The following is a 21,230-nucleotide window of genomic DNA, read 5'->3' as shown; positions in this document are numbered from 1 at the left end:
TATTATGCTATTAAAATGGATATTTAATAGCAAGTATGGTATAAAATAGCGATTATAAGCCTATAACTAAGCATTTAGTAGAGCTTTTCTAACACAGAATCATCAATTTTAAAGGTGTGTTCTGGAGCAGGAAAGCTCCTTTCTTTTACATCTTTAATGTAGTCTTTTACGGCGTTGATTGTTATATCGTGAACATTGGCATATCGTTTCACAAACTTAGGGGTGAAACCAGTGCTGACACCTAGTAAGTCATTGCAGACAAGGACCTGCCCATCACAGCCGTTGCCAGCACCAATACCAATGGTGGCCATAGTGGTGAGTTCAGCCGTAATCTTGGTAGCTAGTGCGGCGGGTACACATTCTAAGACACATGCAAAAGCGCCAGCCGCTTCTAGGGCTTTGGCATCGGCCAGTAATTGTTGCGCAGCCGCCACTTCTTTACCCTGTACTTTAAAACCACCTAATTGATTGACCGATTGAGGCGTTAGGCCAATATGAGCTACTACAGGAATGCCAGCGGTCGTTAATTTGTGAACTAATTCGCACACTTCCTGGCCCCCTTCTAGTTTCACTGCCGTACAGCCTGTCTCTTTTAGTAAACGACCTGCATTATACAGTGCATCGGTGATGTTGGCTTGGTAGCTCATGAATGGCATGTCTGCTACAACGAGGGCCGTACTATTACCGCGCATGACTGCTTTGGTATGATGCACCATATCGTCCATCGTAACCGGGATTGTAGAGGGGTAACCGAGGATTACGTTGCCTAGAGAATCGCCTACTAAAATCATGTCGATACCCGCTTCGTTTACATTGTGGGCCATAGCTACATCGTAGGCTGTAATCATAGTAATCGGTTCGCCCTTTTGTTTCATATCTTTAATCGTAGTAATTGTAACGGGTTTCTTTGGGGTGAGATTCGTTTCTGTATTCATGGTAAGACTCCTTTGTGGGATGTTTTCCGTTTAATGCGTTAACGTTTTAGTAAATAAGTCAGTTAATTCGTTAGCTTGCGTGCTAGTGATAGTACCATTTTGTACGGCCAACTGGGCGGTCATAAGCCCTAAATGACAATAGCTAGGCACATATTCAGGCGGTAAGACCGTTAGATGTTGGCGTATGGTTGCTATATCACCACGCGCGATAGGCCCGGTTAAGACCGTTTGCGGGTTCGTTGCGTGGCTTAGATTATGGGCCGTTCCCTGAAACAAAGGTAAGAGCGCCTGCCAGGCCGCCTCAGCGGGTAGCCAATGACTGAAAAGTTGTTGACTTAAGGCTTGTAACGTTACCGTATAATTGGAACATATACAGGCAGCCGCATGGTAGGCCGCTCGTTCTTCAGGGGGCACGTGAAACGCTTGCCCTTGCAATTGGGTGGCTATTTTACGTGTTACGGTTAGGGCGTTTTCATCTCCATCAATGGCCATATACACGCCCTGTAAGGAAGTTTGTGTATGAGCAAAGGTTTGAAGGGGATGTAAACTACCAACAGACGCGCCTAGTTTGGCTAGGGGCGCTAATGGTTCGAGGCCTAAACTTCCGCTACAGTGTAAGAAAATTTTGCCTCTTAGGTTAGGCCTATTTTGGCATAGCCTAGCTATTTTAGAGGCCACCGTAGAAATTACTCTGTCTGGTACGGTTAAGAAGATAACATCACTTTGTTGCACTAATTCTATTAGATTGTAAGTAGGGGTCTGAAATCGTTGCGCCAATTGAGCTGTCGTTTCAGGTGAAGCACTGACTAGACCTACGACTTGGCTGGCTAGGGCGGTGGCTATACTTTGCCCTACTTTACCACCACCGATAATACCGATTTTCATAGTTTCATAGAACTCCTTTCTGGAGACTTGGCGCAAAAAAGGCGCACTTCGACCACGAAATGCGCCTAAATATCCTGTGTAGCGTCTCGTCCCGGTCTCATAGATCCAAGCGAATATGACAAGATACCGTTGTTTCATGGAAGGCAACTAAGCCTAGCGATAGGTTTGCTCTGGCAGTAACGAAGCGATATGGTTCTGGGGAGATACCATTCACAGACTGATGAGCCATAAAAATGCCGAATCTCATGAAATCCTAGTATACGTTCATAGTAGTATAGGGGAGGAGGGTTGTCAATATGTTGTGTATGTTTATTTATTGGCTCTTGGAATTTTTATAGGCTATTGGAATTGAATAATTCCTTAGAACTGAAGACGAAGCCGTTATAGCTTGATTTTTATGAAAAAAGAATGATGGACAAATGTCCGCATATAAGATAAAATTGTCATAAATAGAATAAATATATGTAGAAAATATATTTATTAAGCAAGAGGTTAGGAGTGTTACTATGAAGCAGGCTTGTAATGAACGAAACCAGACAAAGCGAGTAGAGATAGAAGGTATCCGTACGTCCACTGACACAGACAGTGCATTAGATGAAACGGAGCCTTCTTTTTTATTACTCAAGTTGAACTGGGGGATGTGAATTGAGTACGTTTTCTTTGTCAGAAATATACGGGAATTAGAAAATGAATAAATGGAAATTTATACTGAAGATAATTAGAAAATTCTTAATTAGCCTTTTGTTTATTTATATAATTAGTTGTATTATGTATCAAATATTTGGTTCTCGGTATATTAACGAACGTTCTAATACCTTAAGTAATCAGTTAAAAAGTTTTTCATTAACTAATATATCTCAGCATTCTGAGCCAATGGCACTTTTTTCAAGGCATAATCTATAAAGAGAAAAATTAGGGTGGAGTAGCAAATAAAAAGTACTTAGTAATAGTTAAATGGTGAAATCACGGTTTCTAAAACTAAGTTATCGAAGGGCGGTAAGTAATAAGATGATAAATCCAGGAGGTTTTTTTATAGCTATTTCTTGTTTTTTAATTTTTTATTATTCTAGACGTGGAGAGCGAAAAAATATAAATAAAAAAATATGGTATACATTTTTATTTTTACCATTAGGTATAGTTTTTATTATGGCTTCTTTGCTATCTTTATCTTATATAGGCGATGTTTTATTTGAATTTGGATTAGGTATTTTAGGCTGGAGTTGTTTTTCTATAATTATTAGATATTATAAATTAGGGATGGTCTGGAATAAATATAGTAGAAATATTAGGCGTCTTTTTTATGTAATATGTCATATTTTGAGAGTTTTTATCATAATATTATATGGTTTTAAAGTTTACATTATTTTTTATAGTATGGATACTTTTTAGCGACGACTTTAGAAGTACAGCAGATGTAACATATTATGTTAAACGCTCTAGTTCAGGTCTAACAGTTAGTTTAGGGGCGCTTATATCTCATCACAATTGCAATCACTTCATTCGGTAACGTATACGGGTGGTAATGTCATTTCGAAAGATAGTCAAATATCCATTACGGCTACGAGTGGATGATGATACAAAATTATTATTCTTGTAAAAATTTACAAGAAAGTGGTAGAGATAATTATAGTCTTTTGCGAGAGCGAGCTAAAGGTAAATTCTTAGATGGATTGGAAAATAAGGAGGTTGAAATAGATTGAAATATTTTACTATATTTTTAAAAAGTATAATCTCTTTATATGCTATTATGTTTTTATCTATGGTTTTATCATTCTTAATATCTATTCCAGTAGGTCTTATTGCTATGGTGGTAGGAAGTTTTATTCTCTATAAATATAGGACTATATTTATAGAGAATAAAGTAATAATTATTAGTTTATGGCTTTTATTTAACATAGTAAATATAAATAGTTATACTAGTAGTTTTTTTGAGCTTTATAGAGGTTATAATTTTATTAGCCTTTGGAATAGCATTTTAGATAGCATAAGCAATTTTATATTGTATTATGACGTTATTTATTTTTGTATATATAATTTAATAAATAAATTATTGATGACAATGATTTTCTTTTTTTATAAGAATGACTGTGTTTATTTAGCAGATAGTTTTTATTTTATTGTGGCTTTATTAGGTTTTTTAAAATTTGAAAGCCAACTTATATTTTGGCTTTCTGTGTTAAATACTTTTTTATTCAAATATAAGAAGTTAATGTAAAACTATATATATCGCACCAATAGATTTATATATAGAAAGTGAGAATTCATGATAAAAGCACAATATATGTTGAGATACTTAGGAATATGGTTAATATTTGTAACAATAATATTCTTTTACAATAAAGCTCCAATTAAATATGAAATTACTAACTATTGGGGTGATGGAGTTGTTTTTTATAGAAATTTTGATAATGATATGGATGATGTAGTAATTAGTAGAATCCAGTCTTTTAACATTGTTAATAACAAAATTTATTTAATGACGAATAAGGAATTTATAGTTTTAGATAAAATGGATGAAAAGATCTTCTCTTATAATGTTTATAATTCAGTCAGTACTTTAATGGGCATTTATAGGGATACAAAAGCATATAGGAAATACATTTTTGTTTATAAGGATATAAATGCTATGCCAACTGAAGATAGAAAAGTCTATGAATCATTAAAGCATCGTTATATAGGTTTGTGGTTACCGTATCTAAATGTATTAGAAGCAAAGTATTATTAGGCACTTTAAAATTTGAGAGCTTATTTATATTTTGGCTTTCTGTATTAAATATTTTTTATTCAAATATAAGAAATCGGTGTGAAATATAATGTATATATTAGACAAATAGGTTTATACATTGAGGATAAATAAATGGTAAAAGCAAAGAAAAAATTTAGCTATTGTTTACTTTGGTTATTTACTATAATATCTATGTTTTATTTAGGACGGTCTTATGAGATAAGGTATTATTTTGTTGATTTTTTTGGAGATGGAGCGGAATTTCATAAAGATTTTACAAGTGATACTCCGATAGTAGTAAGTGAAGTTGAGTCGTTTATAATCAAAAAAGATAGAGTATACTTGATTAAAAATCAGGAACTGATTACATTTAATCTAGAGACACATATAGTAAATAGTTATAATTTATTTCTTGAAAATAAAGGGTTGATAGAATTTCATCGACAACAGCATGAAGATAATGAATATAGTAAGAAAATACTAATACATAAGGGGATAAAAAATATTCCCCAAGCAGAAAAAGCCATATATGATTATTTACAAATTCATCGTACGTCCTTGTGGCTACCGTATCTAAATATATTAGAATCAAAGTATTATTAGGAGATAGGTATGAGAAATTTATTTTTAGTAGGAAGGATAGGAAATGAAATTCTTAAATTTTTTCTTATTTCTTTAGCATACTATATTACCTGGGATGCATTACGAGGTTTTATAACAGAAAGTAATCGTGTTTTTTTACTTATTCTTAATGGGTTAATTTGCAGCTATTGGATCTATTATTGGCGTGTGCGATATAGTAATAAATATCTTTTTCCTATATTTTCTATTAAACAGTTTATGAGTTTATATATAGCTTCTATGCCTTTATATTTATTTGTTTTTGATGTGATTATTAGAGATAAATATGTTGAATTAGTTTTTTATCCTTATTTTCATGCATACACAATTATTAATGCATTATTATTTCCTTTGTTACATTTTATTATGAGGTTTTTTATTCCTTTTATAGCACTTTTACTCTTAGAACGAGTTTTAACGTGGAGAAGATGTTAGTGAATGTGAATAACAATTTGCTCTAATACAAAATGTTATAACAGGGCTGTATTACATAGTGAAGCTACACCATCTAAGAATGTAGTTAAGACCGGTACCTTGGTGATGGAAGATATTCATAATGTAGCGGAATATACCTCAAAATCTAAAGGGTTTTCTTATGTATATGATGATGAGCAGGCGAAGCATTTATATTTATTGTAAAAGAAAAATGGGAGGGCCAGTATGTTTTTTTCATCATGTAAGATAAAATATTTTAAATTTGTATTACTTTTTGTCTTATTACTTGTTTATATGTATGTTTTATCAAATAGAGCATGGGAAATATATACTAACTTTTTATTGTTGATTTTTCTGAATATATATTTTCTATTAAAGAATCAAACTGTGTTTCAAAAGTTATCGGGGAGAGTGTCAGCATTTATTTTTACTAATATGGGTATTGTGTATTGGGATCATGGTGCGTTAGTTTATTTACTTCATAATAGAAGCTCATTGAGTAGATTAATTAATGGTATAATAAGCGAATATGAATCTAATATTGCAGTTAATGTATATAGTTTTTTTGGATTAAACACTATAAGAGATACTTGTCTATATTTAAATTTATTTCGAAGAGCATATTGGGTTTTGCTAATTATAATAGTATTTTTTATAGGTGATATAATAGCTAAATTGTATTTAAATAGTATTTATTCAAAAGTAAAAGAGCGACATGGTGGTGATTATAATTTATGGTGGCATATGAATCAGAAGAAAATTGATAAACAATTAATAAGGATTACAGTGATTTGGTTTTTAATTTTCTATTTAGTTTAAAATATTACTACTTATTGAATAACAGTTATTTAATTATGATATTTAAAGCTCTATATGGGGCTGGTGTATAGTATTATGAAGAATTTATTTAAAAATAGTATAAAAATTATAAGCATCTTGATTCTAATTCTAGTTTCTACAGCTTTTTTTTCAAATAATAGGTTTATTTTTATGGCATCAATATGAATATTATACATATCGATATGTTATTATGGAAAAGTATAATAGTATTTTTGATAAAAAAAAGCAAATAGAGTTAATTGATAAAGGACAATCTTTACTTAAAGAAGATGGAACTTATTATGCCTATAAAAAGGGAATTTATATTATATTTTCTGATGATAATGATGATATCTATTTATATTTAGATGAGATGGAATATCAAAATAGTTATAAAATAGAACTTATAAAAAATAAATATAATACAATTATTTTTAAATCATTAGAAGAAATGCCTTATAAAATACGTTATAACTATGAGTATTTAAAGAGTCACAAAAATGCATATAAATCCCAAGGTGCTTTTTAGGTATCTAGCATTAGCTTATAAATATGAATATTACCAAAGCCATACAGCGAGTGCGTTACACGCCAGTATGGCAGCAGGGCGCGACTACAACAGAAGGGGATATTTTTTAATGGATAAAGGAGATTTGTAAAATGAGAAAATTTATTCGTAAATTAGGGTATATATATGGAGGTGTTTTAATTTCTGTATTTTTATTGGGCTGCTTGTATCAAATTGTTTTTTATTCTTATATTAATCAGAGAGTGGAACTCTTGAAGCAGGCAGCAGAACAAATAGAGTTTGTTCAAAAATATGAGCATAGTGAAATGAAAGTTAAAGGTTATTTGCAGATTGAGAAGAAAATAAGCTTTATAGTACATACTAATGATTCTCCGGATATAATATTAAATGAATTAATTGAACAGTTTGAGCGAATGGGGTGGGTGATTAGTGAAATTGGTATAAAATATAAAGACTTTAGTGCTTATAATAATCAATATTTTTTTATAGCAGAACCAATAATGAAAAAAAGTAAGATTACAGGTAAAGATGAATTTACTAATGAGTGGGTTGTAATTTTTCATTATAATAATTTTTTTGCTCGGAGTAATATTTAATGTTAGACGAATATAAAGTTTATAAAATATCCATGTATATATTGACTTCTTTTCCCTACCTGTGTATAATTGAGAAAAACATAAAGATATCGTCGACGAACAGGAAGAGTAATTATAAGAGTTCGGCTACAGCGAGTCGGGAATGGTGGGAGCCTGATGCAAGAGTTTATAATGAATGGACCTGGGAGACGTGGCCCGAACTTTGGTAGGCGCCACCGGTCATCTCCGACCGTTAACAAAGGAGCGCGTATCGCCTATGGGTAGGCCGTACGTAGTGAGCCGGGTCTTTATGACCAATTGGGGTGGCACCGCGGATAACCTTCGTCCCTAGATTTTCTGGGATTGAAAGGTTTTTTTTATACCCATTTTTAGGAGGAAAGAAGTATGGAGCGAATTCAAGATGTTTCAAAATTAGTATATACACATGTGCAAGGCGGTCAATTTCGTTGGGTTACCGTGAGCACGTTAATGTTGGCTTTGGGTACGATTTTGCACTTAGTTAGCCCTAGTGTAGCAGGGATTACACCAAACTGGATGATTGCTACGTATTGTGTAGCCATTCATTTGACACGGCCTAATTATCGTCAGTCTTTAGGGATTGGCTTAGTAGCAGCGCTCATCAATTTGATGACATCTAAATCAGCCTTTCCCTATGCCAACTTATTAAGCGAACCAGCTGGTGCGTTAACTTGTGCTTTCGTTGTGCATATGTTTAGCAAGGTGAAAATTGGTGGAAATATGATTCCCCCTGTTGTGTCCGGCTTTTTTAGTACCTTAGTATCTGGTGGTATTTTTGTAACTATTTTATTTTATGTATTAGCTTTACCGCTTGATGTATATCTTAAAGGGATGTGGCCGTTAGTTTTAATCGTAGCACTTTGTAATGCCGTAGTAACGCCACTACTCTATGTGCCAGCCCAACGTTTGTTTGCTCGTCGTGGCTATTTACCAAATGCAGATGAAGTCATTTCTAGTGATCATAGTCAATATGAATTAGTGCCAACCAATGAGGCTAAAATTTCCATTGAACATTTTTCCTATTACTATGGTAAACAAACGAAACCCGCTATTAAAGATATTAACTTAGTTGTTAATGATGGCGATTTTCTAGTAATTACGGGACCTGCAGGTTGTGGTAAATCCACTTTGTGTATGGCTATGATTGGGGCCGTACCTAAATTCTATGGTGGGCGCATGGAAGGCATGGTCTATGTTAATGGCAAGGCGACAACGCAAGCGGAAATTTCCGAATTGGCTACTGAAATCGGCGTTGTGTTAGCCGACTACGACACACAACTTGTGACAATGACCGTAGCGGAAGAAGTGGCCTTTGCTATGGAAAATCGTGGGTATACGCCAGAACAGATTAAAGAACGCAGTGCTATTGTGTTTAAACAAGTCGGCCTTGAAGGCATGGAACAGCGTAAGATTACAAGTCTTTCTGGTGGCCAACGTCAACGCTTGGCGATTGCCTCGGTGTTAGCTACGAATCCTTCTATTTTGGTGTTGGATGAACCAACCAGCTCACTTGATCCAGAAGGTACCGATGAATTATATCGCTTAGTAGGTTCTTTGAATAAAGACTATGGCATTACCGTTGTGGTTATTGATCATGATTTACATGCTGTATTACCGTATGCTAATCGGATGGCCCTTATGGTGGATGGGGAACTTCGCTGTGATGATGTGCCTGCAAACACGTTGCGTTATATGTATAACCATAACATTTATGTAGATGCCTTGCCATCTATCTTTACAACCTATATGCGCTTAGAAGCAGCTGGTTATGAATTTGAACAGCCATGGCTCAGTGTGACCGCTGCTAAATCTGGTTTACGCGTATCATAAGGAGGTTACTATGCTAGAAGTTAAAGGCTTGCGCTTTGGCTATGTCCTAGGGCAAGATATTATAGATAATGTAGATTTTACGATTGGTGAAGGTGAATTTATTGCCGTTGGTGGTCGTAATGGTTGTGGTAAAACAACAGTTACCCGTTTGCTGATGGGTCTTGAAAAGCCACGAAGTGGCAAGATGTACTATGATGGGGAAGATATTACTAATTTATCCCCGGCTGATCGGGGGCGTTTCATCGGGTATGTGTTTCAACAACCAGACCGTCAAATGTTTCGCCCCACTGTAGCCGAAGAAGTAGGCTTTGGCCCTGAACAATTAGGCTATACGAAAGCAGAAGTAGCCGATATTACGTCGAAAGCCTTGGCAGCCACAGGGATTAGCCATTTGCGAGATGCCTATCCACCAACGCTTCGCCGTGGGGAAAAACAGCGGGTCGCGATTGCATCGGCGTTAGCTATGAAGTCTAAGATTTTAATTTTAGATGAGCCAACGAGTGGCCAAGATGGCAAAGAAACACGGGAATTACTAGAGTTATTAGAAACCTTGCGCGCTACAGGACTTACCATTTTGTTGGTAACGCATGATATGGAAATTATGGCGTCTCATTGTACACGGGCTATCATTATTGGCTATGGCACCAAAGCGTTTGATGGTACGCCAGAAGAATTATTTACTGCTCGTGAAGATTTATTTGATTTAGGACTTACGAAGCCACCTTGCGTGGAATTAGCCGAGGCGGTACCAGGCCTTGGTTATTGTAAGTCTATGAAGGAATTTGAAACAAAAATGCTAGCCCGTAAGGGTCGCAGTTAGGAGGAACCCTATGAAACGATTAGTACCTTTTACCAAAATATTAATGACTATTGCGTTTTCCGTATGGGCTGTTCTATTTCAAACTCCTTACGAATTAACGTTATTACTAGCCTTAGAGCTTATTATTTTATTAGTAACGGGCCTTTTGGGCAAACAGATCAAAGCTGTTTTAGTCTTAGCTATTTTTGCTGTATTCCTAGCCGTCGTGCAATACTTGGGTGGTGGCACGTTAGACTCTGCCTATGTAACCGGGTTGCGCATGCTTTGTATGACGATGGTATTCATTATGCTTTTGGCCACCACTAAATTGCAGGATTTAACGGCAGCTTTGGTGACACAATGTAAAATTCCTTATGAATATGCGTTTATGTTTACCGCGGCCCTTCGCTTTGTGCCTGATTTTATTGCCGAAAGTAAAGCCGTACAAGAGGCACAGGCTTGTCGTGGCTTAGCGTTAGAAGGGAATATTTTCAAACGGTTTGCATCCTATGGGTCTGTCATTCAACCCTTATTACTTAAATCCTTAGGCCGTTCTGAAACGATGGCTCTTTCCCTAGAATTACGGGGCTTTGGTAATAAAGATCATAGCTTTGTTGCCACCGTTGGCATGCGTAGTCTTGATTATGTCATAGTCGCTGTATTAGTCCTTTTAACCGCAGCGATTATTATGTATGTGCGTGGCGCTTTCTAACAGATTGTTGTACACTATAGGTAAGAATTCGTTATCTAAGTGGCCTACTGTGCAAGTGTGAAAACATTAGGCCTTGTTGTTAGCAAGTAGGAGCCGTTCATGAGCAAACAATATTCCATCGTAGGTCACAATCAATATGAGGGGCAATTGGTTGATGGTCATTTACACACTGAATTATGTCCCCATGGGACGGGTGAAAAGGTGGCGCTTTTGATTGAAAAGGCCATTGGCCTAGGGTTTTATAAATTGTGTTTAACAGAACATGCCCCGTTGCCTAATGGTTTTGTCCGGCGGTATAAAGGGGACAAGGAAGCCTATGATACGGCATCGATTCGTATGGATCAAGTGGAACCCTATTTAGCCTTAGGTACTGAACTACAAAGAGAGTATGGCCAGCATATTAATCTATCTGTTGGTTTTGAAGTGGATTATTTGCCTGGCTTTGAGGAAGCGACTCGCGAATTCCTAGATTTGGTAGGGCCTTATACGGGGGATAATTTGTTGTCGGTTCATTTTATGCCCGGTGTGGACGATGGCTTTTGGTGTGTAGATTACAGTGAAGCGGAGTTTCAGAAAGGTTTTGGACCGTGGCTCACTAAGCAAGATGTGCTGTATCGGCGATATTTCCAACTGGTTTTAGAGGGCGTGCAGACTGATTTTGGTCCTCATACACCGGTGCGCATCGGTCATTTAGACTTGATTAAAAAATATCAGCACCATTTTAATTTTAAAAATACCTATGATAGTGCTACACAGCAAGTAATTCGGCAGATTCTTGAAACGTTGCGTTTCCAGAATCGCACGCTCGATTACAATATAGCGGGCTTATTTAAGTCAAATTGTCGTGAAATGTACCCTAGTTCCTTTATTCAAGGGATGGCCTATGCGTTGGGCGTGCCGTATATGATGGGTTCAGATTCTCACGGGGTAAGCGCTTTTGAAACGGCTTGGGTTTAGGATTAGTATAGCGTAGCCTACCTGGTTTAGATTGAGAGAACATTAACATATAGAGATAACAATACATAAAAGACATCCTTTAACTATTGTCATGAAGTTCACGTTGAATACGTGATGACATATAGTAAAGGATGTTTTTGTATATATGACTTTAGGATGTTTTGTCCTACGCACCTATGTTTTCCTTTATAGAGCTAGGAGATGTTAGGGTATAGGGGCATAAGGGTGTAAGAACATAGATTAGATTATATTTGGTTATATGACCGTAAAGCATAAAACCTATGCGTAATAATATATTGACGAAGTGTGCCTTACGGTGTATTATATCTTTAACGCTTTAGTTAGATGAAGTGATAAAGAGTTAAATGCAAGATTCAAAATTAAGAAGTAGCTACAGCATCCATTCTATTGGGTGATGTATAGATAGATAGGAAGTACGAGTAAAGAGAGGGTTGGGGATATGAAACAAAAACGCTTGCCACAAGGCTTTCGTGATGAGTTTGGTGAGGAAGCGCAGAAGAAGGCGCTCCTTAGCAATTTATTATCGAAATGCTTCTACAAACGAGGCTATACAAAAATTATAACACCGTTAATTGAATATAAAAATGTTTTTGATGATTATGATTTAGCCATTCAACAGAAGCTGTATGAATTGGTAGATAGCTCGCAAGAGCGCTTAGTCGTGCGTCCTGATTTAACCTTACCTATTGCACGATTTTTATCCAACATACAAGTAAGCTTGCCTACTAAGTTTTACTATATTGGTGACGTGTTGGCTATGAATCAGGCCCATCGTGGTTGGGCCAATCAAGTGACACAGGCGGGCATTGAATTAGTTGGTTATGAGTCGAATCGAGCCGAGCTGGAATGTATGCTAGTTATCAATCAAGTGAATCGATTGTTACTAAACAATCGATTGTATTTGGAGTTAAGTGATGCTCGTTTTGCACCGACGATTGTGGAAGCCTTAGGCTTAACGGCTGATGAGGAAGAGACCTTGTTTGATGCTTTATTCAATAAGAATTTGCCGCGGTATGAAACGATTATTGAAAGTTATGCCGAAAATGCCTTATATCCACTGTTAGTGGTTTGGCCTCGTTTATTTGGCTCGGTAGAAGAAGTACAGCAAGAATTAAATCAAGTGATTTTACCTATGTTAGCCCAACGAATTGTCAATCAATTGATGGATTTAGCGAAAACGGTGCAACATATGTCAAATCAGCAGGTTCGCCTAGATTTAAGTAGCCGACCACCACAACCCTATTATACAGGCTTGACCTTTAGAGGCTATGTGGATGAAGTGGCTAGCTATATTGTCAGTGGTGGCCGTTATGATCGTTTGTTAGCTAATTTTCAGAAAGAACCTACCTGTGCGGTAGGCATGGCTTTTGACTTAGATGTGCTAGCTCAAGTGGCTGATATGGAAGTGCCGAAAGCTAAACCAGTGTTAGTGTATTATGAGCCAACTGCCTGGCCTAAAGCAGCTGCGTATTTAGTGAATCACCCAGCGTATAGCTTAGTGCTAGCCGATAGTTTGGAGGACGCACGACGTCAGGCTGCGCGTGAAAATGCTGTGTTATATGTAGTCACGGAAGAAGGAGTGAGTGAAGATGCTTAGTATAGCCCTAACAAAAGGCCGTGTAGAGGAGCAGGTCATTCCCCTTCTGGAGGCTTGTGACATTGATTGTGAACCTTTACGCAATAAGAAACGTAAACTCGTAATTCAGCTAGGCGATAGCTTAGAAGTGATTTTAGTTAAAGGTGGCGACGTTTTGACTTACCTTAATAATGGTGTCGTGGACATCGGCATTGTAGGTAGTGATATTTTAGAGGAACAGCAAAATACCAGTTATGAATTATTAGACCTTCAGACAGGGCGTTGCCAATTTATTTTAGCCTCTTTAGCAGGCTATGACATGAATGAGCCACGACGACATACGATTGGGACTAAATATCCTAACATTACTAAGGCCTATTTTGCCAGTAGTGGTAAGGACGTAGAAATTATTAAGATTGAAGGCTCTGTAGAGCTAGCCCCTTTAATTGGCTTAGCCGATGCCATTGTAGATATTACCGAAACAGGTACGACCTTGCGAGAAAATAACTTGCAAATTTTTGATTGGCTGATGCCTATATCTACGCGTTTGGTGGCAAATCCATTGGCTTTGAAACAAAAGCGCAGTGAAATTTTTACATTTGTAGACAAGTTAAAGACGGCGCAAGCCTGATTGCCTAGTATAGAGACATAGAGGAGAGAACCATGAAGATATATAGAGAACCCTTAGAGAAGATGATGAATTTAGTCAATGAATATACGGCGCAAACGACGGATATGACCATTGAGCAACAAGTACGGACTATTATTGAAACCGTGATTGCTGGTGGGGATGAGGCCCTTCGGCAGTACAGCAAAGAATTCGATGGTGTTACTCTTGAGGGGTTGCGTGTGCCCCAGGAAGCCATTGAGGCGGCCTATAATAGTTTACCCGCTGAATTAGTAGAAGCCCTTACGGTAGCTAAAGCGAATATTGAAGCCTTTCATAAACGAGAAATTGATCAAAGTTTTATTGATTTAGATACGACGGGTGTATTACGTGGGCAAAAAGTGACGCCTTTGAAACGAGTAGGGATTTATGTACCTGGTGGCACAGCTGCCTATCCCTCCACCATTTTAATGTGTGCCTTACCGGCAAAAATTGCAGGCGTGAAAGAAGTTATCATGGTGACGCCACCGCAGAAAGATGGCATTGCTCCTATCGTATTGGGTGCCGCTAAATTGGCTGGTGTTGATGCGGTGTATCAAGTGGGCGGAGCCCAAGCAGTAGCTGCCTTAGCTTATGGTACGGAATCAGTGCCAAAAGTGGATAAAATTGTAGGGCCTGGTAATATTTATGTGGCTACCGCTAAACGCCAAGTATTTGGGCAAGTATCCATTGATATGATTGCGGGCCCTTCTGAAATTGGTATTTTAGCTGATGAAACGGCGAATCCTATTCACATTGCGGCGGACTTATTATCACAGGCAGAACATGACAAACGAGCACGTTCTATTTTAATTACGAATAGCGAATTATTAGCCAATGCGGTAGCTAAGGAAGTAGAACGGCAACTCAAGGAATTACCGCGTGAAGCGATTGCTCGAACAGCGATTGAAGAGCGGAGTTTCATTGCTATTATTGATTCTATTGAAGACATGTTCACCTTGATGAATGAAGTGGCGCCAGAACATTTAGAAATTCAATTGGCGAATGCTGTGGAATATATGAGTTTAGTTGAAAATGCCGGCTCTGTATTCTTAGGTCCTTATACGGCTGAACCAGTGGGCGATTATATGGGTGGCCCTAATCACGTATTACCTACCAGTGGTACGGCTCGTTTTTCTTCGCCCCTTGGTGTGTATGACTTTGTGAAACGTACCTCTTTCATGCAGTTCTCCAAAGCTCGTTTACAAGAATTAGCGCCTCACATTGCAACCTTAGCGCGCACCGAAGGTTTAGAAGGGCATGCGCGTTCTATTGAAATTCGGTTTGATGAAACAGCTGATCAGTTTACATTTGATGATGAGGAAGCGAGAGGTTCCTATGGACACTAAGAATAAAGAGATACCACTAGGTAATATCAAAGGGGGCTCCACGGATACGAAAGGGCTGGCTATAGCTGATGCTAATAGTTTAGCTACGGCTGATGCTAATAGTTTGGCTGTGGCTGATGCGGTTAGTCAGTGTGCGGGGCGCTGTGCCGTAGTAAAACGAGTGACCGCCGAAACCAATATTGAAGTTAGTCTTAATTTAGATGAGCAGACTGGGGTAGACATTGCAACGGGCATTGGCTTCTTAGACCATATGCTTACCTTATTAGCCAAACATGGCCGCTTCGGTTTGATTGTTAGGGCCAAAGGAGATACCTATATTGATGCACATCACACGGTAGAGGATGTAGCCTTAGCTTTGGGGCAAGCCTTAACGCAAGCCCTAGGGGCTAAAGAGCAAATTGAACGATATGGCAATGCGTGGGTACCGATGGACGAATCGTTGACGCAGGTTGTTATTGATTTAAGTGGTCGCCCTTATTTGGTATATCAAGCGGCACTTAGCACGCCTGTATTAGGCGGTAATTTTGAAACGGAATTGGTGGAAGATTTTTTCCAAGCCTTAGCTATGAATGGCTTAATGAACCTTCATGTGCGCAATGAGTATGGTCGTAATACCCATCACATTATTGAAAGTATGTTTAAGGCTACAGGCCGTGCGTTGCGACAGGCGGTTACACTTAATACAGATATTGTAGGTATTAATTCCACCAAGGGTAGCTTAACTGTGTAGAGTAAAGGATAGATATGATTGCAATAGTTGATTATGACGCAGGGAATACATTTAATGTGCAGAAGGCGTTCACCCATTTAGGCATTCCTACTGTATTGACGGCCGATAAGGAGATAATCCTTGCGGCTGATGGAGTAGTTGTGCCGGGTGTGGGTGCTTTTAAACAGGCTATGGAAACATTAACTCAAAGAGGCTTAGTACCTGTATTACAAGACGTAGCGACTAAAGGTATACCCCTTTTAGGAATTTGTTTAGGTATGCAGATTCTCTTTGAATCGTCTACGGAATATGGCAAGACAGTGGGATTAGGTTTAATTCCCGGCACGGTGGAAGCCATTCCTACCGATTTGGGCCTTATGGTGCCACATACGGGTTGGAATCAGAACCAAGTATATAAATCCGCCAGTCCGTTTAGCTTTGTGGACAAAGAATATACCTATTTTGTTCATTCCTATTATGCCTGTTGTGATGACGAATATATAGTAGCCACCGCTGATTATGGAATTACGATACCAGCGATTGTGGGACGAGACTCGATTTATGGCATGCAGTTTCACCCTGAAAAGAGTGCGGCCATTGGGCTTCGTTTGTTAAAACAGTTTGGTAGTTTATGTGGTGCCGTATAAAGTTGTAGGAGTTATTGAGGAGGTTTACATGATATTTCCTGCCATTGATATACAAAATAAACGAAGTGTGCGCCTATTTAAAGGGGATTTTAATCAAGAAGTCGTGATTAACTCCAATCCAGTCGATCAAGCCACTTCCTATGAAAAAGCGGGCATTAAGGCCATTCATGTAGTTGATTTAGATGGGGCTAAAGCGGGTAAACCTGTCAATTATGATACCATTGTAGGCATTCGTCAAGTTTTCACGGGTGTTATGGAAGTAGGGGGCGGTATCCGTGATGAAGCAACTATTCAGGCCTATTTGGAGGCGGGGGTTAATCGGATTATTTTAGGCTCGGTGGCACTGAAACAGGCAGATTTTACAAAACGTATGCTTAAGACTTACGGGGCTGAACGCATTGTTATTGGCGTTGATGGTATTGACGGTAAAGTGGCAACTGAAGGCTGGCTAGAACAATCAGAAGTGACTATGGTTGAATTAATTCGTGAAATGATAACGGCAGGGGCCATTTACTTTATTGTCACTGATATTAGCCGTGATGGCACTATGTCAGGGGCTAATGAAACACTACTCGCTGATTTACAAAGGTTGTTTCCTGAAGCAGTTATCATTGCCTCTGGTGGGATTCGACATAAGGAAGATATTATCAGCTTAAGAGCTAAAGGGCTTACGGATTGTATTGTAGGAAAAGCCCTCTATGAAGGGCCTTTAACCTTGGCGGATGTAGTAGCGCTAGAGGAGGAATTATGTTAGCAAAACGAATTATTCCTTGCTTAGATGTGGATAATGGGCGCGTAAAAAAGGGCGTAAACTTTGTGAATCTTGTGGATGTAGGTGATCCAGTGGCTATAGCCGCATCCTATGAAACGCAGGGTGCTGATGAGCAAGTATTTTTAGATATTACGGCTACGACGGAAGGGCGAGGTACTTTTAAGGATGTGATTTCCGCTATATCTAGAGAAGTATTTATGCCACTTACTGTTGGCGGTGGCATTCGTACTGTCGACGATATGCAACGCTTATTGCAAGCAGGGGCAGATAAAATTTCTTTGAATTCCGCGGCTCTAGCGAATCCAGAACTTATCCGCGAAGGGGCTGAAAAATTTGGCAATCAATGCATTGTCGTTGCTATTGATGTTAAAACTGATCCTGAAACGGGTAAACGCTATGCTTATACGCATGGTGGCCGTAAGAAAACAGATAAATTGGCTTATGAATGGGCGCAGGAAGCGGTTCGGCTAGGGGCTGGTGAATTGCTTGTAACTAGCATGGATAAAGATGGCACTAAATCGGGTTTTGACATTGATTTATATAAACACTTAGGTGATTTAGTGCAGGTACCGATTATTGCCTCTGGTGGGGCTGGCACGGTGGCACACTTTGTAGACGTGTTTCAACAAACTAAAGTGACAGGAGCCTTAGCAGCATCTATTTTTCACTTCCAAGAATTAACGATTGAGGATGTGAAAGAGGCCTTGCGCGCTCATAATATACCAGTCCGTTAAGTTATATAGTATGAATGGTATAATCGGAAAAGTACGAGATGAAGAGTATGCTATGAAGAATACGATAGGAAGCGTACGATTTGAAAAGTATAATTTGATAGGAGTAAGATGGGTGACACCTGATTTTGCAAAAGGACAAGGCCTATTGCCCACCGTAGTGGTTGACGCGAATACGAAAGAAGTGCTCATGGTGGCCTGGATGAATGAAGCCAGTTATGAGCGAACTTTACAGACTAAAGAAACCTGGTTTTGGTCCCGTTCCCGTCAAGAATTATGGCACAAAGGTGGCACTAGTGGGCATACGCAACAAGTAGTTCGAGCCGCCTTAGATTGTGATGGCGATACCCTGTTACTAGAAGTGATTCCTAAGGGGCCTGCTTGTCATACTGGGGCTAGGAGTTGTTTTTTTAACACAATCCCTTTGGAAGGAGAGAACTAAGAATGGCACAAGAATTAGTTGAATTATATGATATTATTCAAAACCGCAAAGAAGCGCCTAAAGAAGGGTCTTATACCAATTATTTATTTACTAAAGGGTTGGATAAAATTCTAAAAAAAGTTGGCGAAGAAGCGACCGAAGTAGTGATTGCAGCTAAGAATGAGGGGACCGATGAGTTGGTGAGTGAAACGGCGGATTTACTCTATCATTTGCTCGTATTGTTAGTTGAAAAAGGGGTTCCTTATGAAGCGATTACTGAAGAATTAGCGCGTCGCGAAGGGTTGGTAAGCAAGACCACCGATCGCCCTAAAATTGAAAATTTATAAGCTATAGGTATATAGATAATGTACGTGCTAGAAAGGATTGGCTATGAAAGAGAGTATTCAACAATTAAAACCTTATATTCCAGAGGAACCAATTAGTCGTTTAAAAGAACGGTTAGGGTTAACGAAATTGGTTCGTTTTTCGGCCAATGAAAATCCTTATGGCACATCGCCACAGGTAAAAGAGGCTGTCTTAGCGTATGTGTGCAGTCATGACAGCAGTCAATATCCTGATAGCTATGCTGCTTCGCTCCGCACGGCTATTGCCGATTTTATTAAAGTGCCAGCCGAATCTTTAGTCATTGGTGTAGGGCTGGATGAAGTGATTACTTTATTAAGTCGTGCCTTTTTGACTGCCGGCGACTCTATCGTTATTAGTACGCCGACCTTTTCAGAATACGCTCTCAATGGTCAGTTAGAAGGGGCGATTATAAAAGGCGTACCTTGTAATGAAGTGACGGGGGCTACTGATTTAGACGGAATGGTAGCCGCTATTGATGAAACGACAAAATTAGTGTGGCTTTGCAATCCTAATAATCCAACAGGTACCTATGTATCTGTGGAGGCTATTCGTAAATTTATGAAGCAAATACCTAAGGAGGTTTTGGTGCTTATAGATGAGGCCTATATTGAATTTGTTACCTCTGTTGAAGCACCAAGTGCGCTCCCTTTATTGGCTGAATTTGAAAATATAGGGATTATGCGTACCTTTTCCAAAGCCTATGGTTTAGCTAATTACCGCGTGGGGTATTTAGTATTAGGACAAGGACTGGTGAATTATGTGCAGACCATTCGTTTGCCATATAACTTAAATAGCGTTTCACAAGTGGCGGCGGAAGCGGCGTTAGGCGATCAAGCGTTTATTCGTCACGTAGTGGCGGCTAATGCAGTAGCGCGCGATAGCTGGGAAGCTTGTCTTATGCAGTGGGGACTCCATTATTATGCTAGTGAAGCAAACTTTTTATTTGTAGAATTTAAGTCCCCAGAAGAGGCGAAGGCTGTGGCTGATATGTGGCTACGGGCTGGCTACCAAGTCCGCATGGGACTTAGACCTCAATGGCTACGTATTACTATTGGCCAAGCTGAGGATTGTAAAGCGATGCAACAATTATTGGGACAGTTTTTAGGGACTTGCACCATGTGATATGATAATAATAGAGTAATAGATAAGGGCAATCGAAGAAGATTCGCCCTTATTTTAGCTACTTTTTACTTTTATTGTATATATTAGTGGGCGTAAGGATAGTTGACTAATAGTAAGTAATAAGTAATTAATAGCTAACTAATAGTAAGTAATAAGTAATTAATAGCTAACTAATAGTTAACTAATGGTTAATCAATATGGCAAGGGATAGCTGAAAAGCTTGTAAGTGATAGCTAGGAAGACTGTAAGCGATAGCTGGGAAGGATGTTATTATGAAAGCGATTGTATTGTCTAGTGGTGGCGTTGATTCTACCACTTGCTTGGCGCTAGCCATTGATCAGTTGGGCAAAGAAAATGTGGCGGCGGTGTCTATTTTTTATGGGCAAAAACATGATAAAGAATTGCAGTGTGCGCGTAATATTGCTACTTATTATGAGGTGCCTCATTATGAATTAGATGTATCACAGATTTTAAAATATTCTAATTGCTCCTTGTTACAAGGCTCTACCGAGGAGATTATTCACAAGAGCTATGCTGAGCAAATTGAAGAACAAGGGGAAGGCATGGTAAATACGTATGTGCCGTTTCGCAATGGCTTGATGCTATCTGCTGTGGCTAGTTTGGGTATGAGCCTGTTTCCAGACGATACAGTGCAGATTTATTTAGGCGCTCATGCCGATGATGCGGCTGGTAACGCCTATGCCGATTGCAGTGAAGAATTCGTCAATACTATGGCAAAAGCGATTTCTATTGGTACCTATGATAAGGTGCAGGTAGTAGCTCCTTTTGCAGCTAAGAATAAGGCACAATTAGTGAAGGTCGGTTTGGAACTTAAGGTGCCGTATGAGTTGACTTGGAGTTGCTATGAAGGGGGCGACACGCCTTGTGGCACTTGTGGTACTTGCATTGACCGCATTAAAGCCTTTGAACTCAATGGCACTGTAGATCCTCTTTTGAAAGGCGCTAAGATGTAAGGGGCGATGTTAGGTACACTGACAAGGGGAAGGAA

The 21,230-nt window shown here is 38.7% G+C and carries 25 protein-coding genes, 1 pseudogene and 1 other annotated feature; of the genes and pseudogenes, 23 read left to right on the top strand and 3 right to left on the bottom strand.

Annotation, left to right across the window (positions count from 1 at the left end; all coding sequences use genetic code 11):
- Positions 1-74 precede the first annotated feature (74 nt).
- The 3 genes from panB to VER_RS04810 form a co-directional block, all read right to left on the bottom strand.
- Positions 75-935, bottom strand: a complete 861-nt coding sequence (gene panB, locus VER_RS04820; RefSeq protein ID WP_162099746.1) for a 3-methyl-2-oxobutanoate hydroxymethyltransferase — start codon at positions 933-935, stop codon at positions 75-77.
- 30 nt (positions 936-965) lie between these two features.
- Positions 966-1,820 (bottom strand): Rossmann-like and DUF2520 domain-containing protein, encoded by an 855-nt coding sequence (locus tag VER_RS04815; RefSeq protein WP_162099745.1) that lies wholly within the window; start codon positions 1,818-1,820, stop codon positions 966-968.
- 97 nt (positions 1,821-1,917) lie between these two features.
- Positions 1,918-2,067 (bottom strand): hypothetical protein, encoded by a 150-nt coding sequence (locus VER_RS04810; RefSeq protein ID WP_162099744.1) that lies wholly within the window; start codon positions 2,065-2,067, stop codon positions 1,918-1,920.
- A 259-nt stretch (positions 2,068-2,326) separates the two neighbouring features.
- Between VER_RS04810 and VER_RS04805 the strand changes: the two genes are divergently transcribed.
- The 23 genes and pseudogenes from VER_RS04805 (at position 2,327) to queC (ending at position 21,195) form a co-directional block, all read left to right on the top strand.
- Positions 2,327-2,464: a hypothetical protein gene (locus tag VER_RS04805; RefSeq protein WP_162099743.1), complete on the top strand. Its 138-nt coding sequence runs from the start codon at positions 2,327-2,329 to the stop codon at positions 2,462-2,464.
- Between the two features lie 364 nt (positions 2,465-2,828).
- On the top strand, positions 2,829-3,209 hold the full coding sequence (locus tag VER_RS04800; protein WP_162099742.1) for a hypothetical protein: 381 nt from the start codon (positions 2,829-2,831) through the stop codon (positions 3,207-3,209).
- Positions 3,210-3,516: 307 nt separating this feature from the next.
- On the top strand, positions 3,517-4,035 hold the full coding sequence (locus VER_RS04795) for a hypothetical protein (RefSeq protein ID WP_162099741.1): 519 nt from the start codon (positions 3,517-3,519) through the stop codon (positions 4,033-4,035).
- 48 nt (positions 4,036-4,083) lie between these two features.
- Complete coding sequence (locus tag VER_RS04790; RefSeq protein ID WP_162099740.1) at positions 4,084-4,545, top strand: hypothetical protein; 462 nt, start codon at positions 4,084-4,086, stop codon at positions 4,543-4,545.
- Positions 4,546-4,677: 132 nt separating this feature from the next.
- Positions 4,678-5,148: a hypothetical protein gene (locus tag VER_RS04785; RefSeq protein ID WP_162099739.1), complete on the top strand. Its 471-nt coding sequence runs from the start codon at positions 4,678-4,680 to the stop codon at positions 5,146-5,148.
- Between the two features lie 9 nt (positions 5,149-5,157).
- Positions 5,158-5,601: a hypothetical protein gene (locus tag VER_RS04780; protein ID WP_162099738.1), complete on the top strand. Its 444-nt coding sequence runs from the start codon at positions 5,158-5,160 to the stop codon at positions 5,599-5,601.
- 225 nt (positions 5,602-5,826) lie between these two features.
- Entirely contained in the window at positions 5,827-6,420 is a 594-nt protein-coding gene (locus tag VER_RS04775; RefSeq protein ID WP_162099737.1) for a hypothetical protein, read from the top strand.
- Positions 6,421-6,631: 211 nt separating this feature from the next.
- The gene (locus tag VER_RS04770) at positions 6,632-6,949 is read left to right on the top strand and encodes a hypothetical protein (RefSeq protein ID WP_162099736.1); all 318 of its coding nucleotides are present in this window, start codon (positions 6,632-6,634) and stop codon (positions 6,947-6,949) included.
- Between the two features lie 131 nt (positions 6,950-7,080).
- Positions 7,081-7,545: a hypothetical protein gene (locus VER_RS04765; RefSeq protein WP_162099735.1), complete on the top strand. Its 465-nt coding sequence runs from the start codon at positions 7,081-7,083 to the stop codon at positions 7,543-7,545.
- A gap of 86 nt (positions 7,546-7,631) precedes the next feature.
- Positions 7,632-7,877, top strand: a binding site (T-box leader).
- Positions 7,878-7,929: 52 nt separating this feature from the next.
- Positions 7,930-9,393: an energy-coupling factor ABC transporter ATP-binding protein gene (locus VER_RS04760; RefSeq protein WP_162099734.1), complete on the top strand. Its 1,464-nt coding sequence runs from the start codon at positions 7,930-7,932 to the stop codon at positions 9,391-9,393.
- Between the two features lie 10 nt (positions 9,394-9,403).
- Positions 9,404-10,213, top strand: coding sequence for an energy-coupling factor ABC transporter ATP-binding protein (locus VER_RS04755; protein ID WP_162099733.1), 810 nt, complete (start codon positions 9,404-9,406; stop codon positions 10,211-10,213).
- A 10-nt stretch (positions 10,214-10,223) separates the two neighbouring features.
- Complete coding sequence (locus VER_RS04750) at positions 10,224-10,904, top strand: energy-coupling factor transporter transmembrane protein EcfT (protein WP_162099732.1); 681 nt, start codon at positions 10,224-10,226, stop codon at positions 10,902-10,904.
- Positions 10,905-11,003: 99 nt separating this feature from the next.
- Positions 11,004-11,861, top strand: coding sequence for a histidinol-phosphatase HisJ (gene hisJ / locus VER_RS04745; RefSeq protein ID WP_162099731.1), 858 nt, complete (start codon positions 11,004-11,006; stop codon positions 11,859-11,861).
- Positions 11,862-12,321: 460 nt separating this feature from the next.
- Positions 12,322-14,089 (top strand): annotated as a pseudogene (hisG, locus tag VER_RS04740) (ATP phosphoribosyltransferase).
- A gap of 32 nt (positions 14,090-14,121) precedes the next feature.
- Positions 14,122-15,453: a histidinol dehydrogenase gene (gene hisD, locus VER_RS04730; RefSeq protein ID WP_162099728.1), complete on the top strand. Its 1,332-nt coding sequence runs from the start codon at positions 14,122-14,124 to the stop codon at positions 15,451-15,453.
- Positions 15,443-16,183, top strand: coding sequence for an imidazoleglycerol-phosphate dehydratase HisB (hisB, locus tag VER_RS04725; RefSeq protein ID WP_162099727.1), 741 nt, complete (start codon positions 15,443-15,445; stop codon positions 16,181-16,183). The genes hisD and hisB overlap by 11 nt, the downstream gene beginning before the upstream one ends.
- 14 nt (positions 16,184-16,197) lie before the next feature.
- The gene (gene hisH, locus VER_RS04720) at positions 16,198-16,809 is read left to right on the top strand and encodes an imidazole glycerol phosphate synthase subunit HisH (protein WP_162099726.1); all 612 of its coding nucleotides are present in this window, start codon (positions 16,198-16,200) and stop codon (positions 16,807-16,809) included.
- Between the two features lie 28 nt (positions 16,810-16,837).
- Complete coding sequence (gene hisA, locus VER_RS04715; RefSeq protein WP_162099725.1) at positions 16,838-17,563, top strand: 1-(5-phosphoribosyl)-5-[(5-phosphoribosylamino)methylideneamino]imidazole-4-carboxamide isomerase; 726 nt, start codon at positions 16,838-16,840, stop codon at positions 17,561-17,563.
- Positions 17,557-18,315 carry an imidazole glycerol phosphate synthase subunit HisF gene (gene hisF, locus VER_RS04710; protein WP_162099724.1) on the top strand — a complete coding sequence of 253 codons (759 nt, stop codon included), beginning with the start codon at positions 17,557-17,559 and terminating at the stop codon, positions 18,313-18,315. The genes hisA and hisF overlap by 7 nt, the downstream gene beginning before the upstream one ends.
- A gap of 112 nt (positions 18,316-18,427) precedes the next feature.
- Positions 18,428-18,754, top strand: a complete 327-nt coding sequence (hisI, locus tag VER_RS04705) for a phosphoribosyl-AMP cyclohydrolase (protein WP_162099723.1) — start codon at positions 18,428-18,430, stop codon at positions 18,752-18,754.
- A 2-nt stretch (positions 18,755-18,756) separates the two neighbouring features.
- On the top strand, positions 18,757-19,080 hold the full coding sequence (hisE, locus tag VER_RS04700; RefSeq protein ID WP_162099722.1) for a phosphoribosyl-ATP diphosphatase: 324 nt from the start codon (positions 18,757-18,759) through the stop codon (positions 19,078-19,080).
- 43 nt (positions 19,081-19,123) lie between these two features.
- A complete protein-coding gene (gene hisC, locus VER_RS04695) occupies positions 19,124-20,221 on the top strand; it encodes a histidinol-phosphate transaminase (RefSeq protein ID WP_162099721.1) in 1,098 nt (365 codons plus the stop codon).
- Between the two features lie 272 nt (positions 20,222-20,493).
- Positions 20,494-21,195 carry a 7-cyano-7-deazaguanine synthase QueC gene (queC, locus tag VER_RS04690; RefSeq protein WP_202922128.1) on the top strand — a complete coding sequence of 234 codons (702 nt, stop codon included), beginning with the start codon at positions 20,494-20,496 and terminating at the stop codon, positions 21,193-21,195.
- Positions 21,196-21,230: the final 35 nt, after the last annotated feature.

The sequence above is a fragment of the Veillonella sp. R32 genome, assembly GCF_010093125.1.
Lineage (GTDB): Bacteria > Bacillota > Negativicutes > Veillonellales > Veillonellaceae > Veillonella_A.
The sequence above is the reverse complement of the archived record's forward strand: the minus strand, read 5'-3'. Positions and strand labels throughout refer to the sequence as shown.

Coding starts and splice junctions, on each gene's coding strand:
- panB (WP_162099746.1), bottom strand. CDS start 935: ATGAATACAGAAACGAATCTCACCCCAAAGAAACCCGTTACAATTACT.
- VER_RS04815 (WP_162099745.1), bottom strand. CDS start 1,820: ATGAAAATCGGTATTATCGGTGGTGGTAAAGTAGGGCAAAGTATAGCC.
- VER_RS04810 (WP_162099744.1), bottom strand. CDS start 2,067: ATGAGATTCGGCATTTTTATGGCTCATCAGTCTGTGAATGGTATCTCC.
- VER_RS04805 (WP_162099743.1), top strand. CDS start 2,327: ATGAAGCAGGCTTGTAATGAACGAAACCAGACAAAGCGAGTAGAGATA.
- VER_RS04800 (WP_162099742.1), top strand. CDS start 2,829: ATGATAAATCCAGGAGGTTTTTTTATAGCTATTTCTTGTTTTTTAATT.
- VER_RS04790 (WP_162099740.1), top strand. CDS start 4,084: ATGATAAAAGCACAATATATGTTGAGATACTTAGGAATATGGTTAATA.
- VER_RS04785 (WP_162099739.1), top strand. CDS start 4,678: ATGGTAAAAGCAAAGAAAAAATTTAGCTATTGTTTACTTTGGTTATTT.
- VER_RS04780 (WP_162099738.1), top strand. CDS start 5,158: ATGAGAAATTTATTTTTAGTAGGAAGGATAGGAAATGAAATTCTTAAA.
- VER_RS04775 (WP_162099737.1), top strand. CDS start 5,827: ATGTTTTTTTCATCATGTAAGATAAAATATTTTAAATTTGTATTACTT.
- VER_RS04770 (WP_162099736.1), top strand. CDS start 6,632: ATGGAAAAGTATAATAGTATTTTTGATAAAAAAAAGCAAATAGAGTTA.
- VER_RS04765 (WP_162099735.1), top strand. CDS start 7,081: ATGAGAAAATTTATTCGTAAATTAGGGTATATATATGGAGGTGTTTTA.
- VER_RS04760 (WP_162099734.1), top strand. CDS start 7,930: ATGGAGCGAATTCAAGATGTTTCAAAATTAGTATATACACATGTGCAA.
- VER_RS04755 (WP_162099733.1), top strand. CDS start 9,404: ATGCTAGAAGTTAAAGGCTTGCGCTTTGGCTATGTCCTAGGGCAAGAT.
- VER_RS04750 (WP_162099732.1), top strand. CDS start 10,224: ATGAAACGATTAGTACCTTTTACCAAAATATTAATGACTATTGCGTTT.
- hisJ (WP_162099731.1), top strand. CDS start 11,004: ATGAGCAAACAATATTCCATCGTAGGTCACAATCAATATGAGGGGCAA.
- hisD (WP_162099728.1), top strand. CDS start 14,122: ATGAAGATATATAGAGAACCCTTAGAGAAGATGATGAATTTAGTCAAT.
- hisB (WP_162099727.1), top strand. CDS start 15,443: ATGGACACTAAGAATAAAGAGATACCACTAGGTAATATCAAAGGGGGC.
- hisH (WP_162099726.1), top strand. CDS start 16,198: ATGATTGCAATAGTTGATTATGACGCAGGGAATACATTTAATGTGCAG.
- hisA (WP_162099725.1), top strand. CDS start 16,838: ATGATATTTCCTGCCATTGATATACAAAATAAACGAAGTGTGCGCCTA.
- hisF (WP_162099724.1), top strand. CDS start 17,557: ATGTTAGCAAAACGAATTATTCCTTGCTTAGATGTGGATAATGGGCGC.
- hisE (WP_162099722.1), top strand. CDS start 18,757: ATGGCACAAGAATTAGTTGAATTATATGATATTATTCAAAACCGCAAA.
- hisC (WP_162099721.1), top strand. CDS start 19,124: ATGAAAGAGAGTATTCAACAATTAAAACCTTATATTCCAGAGGAACCA.
- queC (WP_202922128.1), top strand. CDS start 20,494: ATGAAAGCGATTGTATTGTCTAGTGGTGGCGTTGATTCTACCACTTGC.